4 protein-coding genes are annotated in these 2,585 nt (G+C 59.5%); 2 read left to right on the top strand and 2 right to left on the bottom strand.

The window, feature by feature from the left end:
• Positions 1-11 precede the first annotated feature (11 nt).
• Positions 12-203, top strand: coding sequence for a helix-turn-helix transcriptional regulator (locus tag A1351_RS23895; RefSeq protein ID WP_083967251.1), 192 nt, complete (start codon positions 12-14; stop codon positions 201-203).
• Here the strand turns inward: A1351_RS23895 and A1351_RS09270 are convergent.
• Both A1351_RS09270 and A1351_RS23890 read right to left on the bottom strand, forming a co-directional pair.
• A complete protein-coding gene (locus A1351_RS09270) occupies positions 175-837 on the bottom strand; it encodes a DedA family protein (protein WP_024881927.1) in 663 nt (220 codons plus the stop codon). The genes A1351_RS23895 and A1351_RS09270 overlap by 29 nt on opposite strands.
• Positions 838-842: 5 nt before the next feature.
• Entirely contained in the window at positions 843-1,424 is a 582-nt protein-coding gene (locus A1351_RS23890) for a class I SAM-dependent methyltransferase (RefSeq protein ID WP_083967250.1), read from the bottom strand.
• 281 nt (positions 1,425-1,705) lie between these two features.
• On the opposite strand from A1351_RS23890, the gene A1351_RS09255 reads away from it, so the two are divergent.
• On the top strand, positions 1,706-2,374 hold the full coding sequence (locus tag A1351_RS09255) for a response regulator transcription factor (RefSeq protein WP_024881924.1): 669 nt from the start codon (positions 1,706-1,708) through the stop codon (positions 2,372-2,374).
• Positions 2,375-2,585 lie beyond the last annotated feature (211 nt).

Raw genomic sequence — 2,585 nt, 5'->3', positions numbered from 1 at the left:
TCGCGAGCGGCTTGCTCCCGAACTGCTACACCACCAAAGGGGGGCCGACCGCCGAATATGTTGGCATCACCGAGGCCAATCTGTCCCTGCTGAAACAAGGGCGGGTCAAAGCTGTGCGCTTTGAAACGCTCGCCCGGATCTGCGAGTTTCTCGGTTGCGCGCCAGGCGACATACTCATTGCCGAATCAGCTTCGCCGCCCTGATATTTGCTGGAAGTGAACCGTCCGGCTGTTCGCAGTCTATCGGTGGAAAGCCCAAGCGCCGAACGCTGGAGAAGATCGCAATCTCCAACGCGACCAGTATGATCGAACTCCAAAAACCCACATGGGCAGGATCGTGGCCGGTGCCGCGCAACAGAAATCCCAGCACCAGAAAAGGCGTGTTCCACATAAGAATGCCAAGGGCCGTTGCCGCGACAAAGGGGGCGGCTTGAAGTCTGAGGACACCGGCGGGCAGCGCCAAGTAAATCCGCGCCACTGGAACGATCTGGCCGATCAGGGTGACCCGGAAGTGGTTATGCCAGTAGGCATCGGCGAGGCGTTGATAAACCTGTGGTTTGAGAAAGATATATTTGCCAAAGCGGGCCACGACCATCTCGATGCGCGGCCCGCCGATCGAGCGGCCGATTCCGTACCAGATCATGGAACCCGTGAGTGAGCCGGCGGCAGTTGCCAGGATCATCACGACAAGAGCCTTGACGTCAGCAACGGTCATGCCGAGCAGCATCAGCATCACGTAGGACGGCACCACCGGTGCAAGTTTCTCGGTCAGCGCGATAAGGACAGTTCCCAGCAGGCCGAGGCTGAGGAATTGCGCCAGGAGAGGGGAAGCGTCCATCGGCATCATCCTTGTCCCGGCCATCGCCGAGTTATGCGATATACGGGTGCTGGCGGCACATTACGAAACGTCTTGCCGACATGGGTGGCCTCCAGGTCCAGTTCGGCGAGTACCGCATCCGGGACAGAGCAGCGCTCTCCGTAGGTAAAGAAGTAAAAGGCCCCATCCTGGCGCAAATAGCGGAAGGCTCCTTTGACGATCGCCGCGATCTTCTCTTGCGGCATGTTCAGAAAACCAAGCCCGCAGACCACAGCGCCGACCGGAGCATCCCGATAGAGTTCGTGCCGGTCGAGCAAGGCGGCGTCCATCCAGAGCACCCGTGCTTCGGGAAACCGCCTCTGGAGCAGTCGGGCGAAGTCGGAACCGTATTCGATCAGCGTCAAATCCTGCTGTCGCACACCGCGTGCGAGTAACGCCTGGGTGAAAACGCCGGTGCCGGGACCGAGCTCGAGGACAGGTCCGGTTACCGCTGAGATGTCCTTTGTAATCAGCGAGGCCAGCGCTTGCCCGGAGGGTAGAACTGCGGCAACGCTTCGCGGGCTGCGCATCCATTCGCGCAAGAATGGAATTGCGGCGGCAAACGGCATACAGGAACTAGGTTTGGGGGCGGATGACAGGGCTGGTGAAGCCTGGGAGGACTTTGAATTCATTATGGATATCTCTGTGTGAGCGCAGCCAATCGGCCCTTTCCTGAAGTGCCGTTTCGGAAAATGTCTCACGGTTCGCTGTCGGCAGTGTGTCGCGGAACATTCGTGATAAAATTTCGCGAAACCGGCTTCTGGGTGGTTTTCTGCAAGGCTACCGCCATGTTGGCGCTTTAAAAGACACCTGTATTTTCCATGCAGACTTGGAAGAGTGAAACGGCGACATGCGAGTGTTATTGGTCGAAGACGAGCCCGAGATGGCTTCTGCGCTGCGTGCCGCGCTGACCCGCCATGACATGATTGTGGATCATGCGCCAACCCTCTTTGAAGCTGAGGTAATTGTGGGAGCGTGCTCTTACGACGCCATGGTGCTGGACCGCCGATTACCCGATGGGGACGGCCTTTCCCTGATTCCGAAATTGCGGGCGCAAGGCAATTTCGTGCCGGTCCTCGTTCTCACGGCCCGCGGCGATCTCTCCGACCGCGTGACGGGACTCGACCAAGGGGCGGACGACTATCTGGCAAAGCCCTTCGCCTTCGACGAGTTCATGGCGCGTTTGCGCGCGCTGCTGCGCCGACCCGCCAATGTGCAATCAACCAGCATTCGTGCCGGTCGCCTGTCTTTCGACTTCATGAACCGCGAAGCCAGCATCGAAGACAAGGTGTTGGATCTCACACGGCGGGAAATCCTCGTACTGGAAGCGCTGCTGCGCCGCCTGGGGCGCATGGTGCCGCGCGCTTTGCTGATGGAGGCGGTCTTTGCATTGGATAACGAGGTGCAGCCCAATGCACTCGACACCCAGGTATCTCGGTTGCGGCGAAAGCTGGCCGATGGCGGCGTCATCATCAACGGCGTTCGCGGTGTCGGCTATTTACTACGCGAGGCGCCATGAGGCTGCGGTATCCCCGATCGCTCCAATGGCGTCTCGTCGTTTATCTCGCGGTCACGCAGGCGGCCATGCTGGCTTTGCTTGGTGTGCTCATCCTAACGGTCATCGGCCTGATGTGGCGCAGTGGCGCCTTGGGCAACGAATACGAAGGCAGCACGATCGATGTCTTGACCGAAGCTGTCGAGCGTGCGCCCCAAGGTGAACTGATGTTGAC

This window comes from Methylosinus sp. R-45379, assembly GCF_001644125.1.
Lineage (GTDB): Bacteria > Pseudomonadota > Alphaproteobacteria > Rhizobiales > Beijerinckiaceae > Methylosinus.
The sequence above is the reverse complement of the archived record's forward strand: the minus strand, read 5'-3'. Positions and strand labels throughout refer to the sequence as shown.

Coding starts and splice junctions, on each gene's coding strand:
- A1351_RS09270 (WP_024881927.1), bottom strand. CDS start 837: ATGGACGCTTCCCCTCTCCTGGCGCAATTCCTCAGCCTCGGCCTGCTG.
- A1351_RS23890 (WP_083967250.1), bottom strand. CDS start 1,424: ATGCCGTTTGCCGCCGCAATTCCATTCTTGCGCGAATGGATGCGCAGC.
- A1351_RS09255 (WP_024881924.1), top strand. CDS start 1,706: ATGCGAGTGTTATTGGTCGAAGACGAGCCCGAGATGGCTTCTGCGCTG.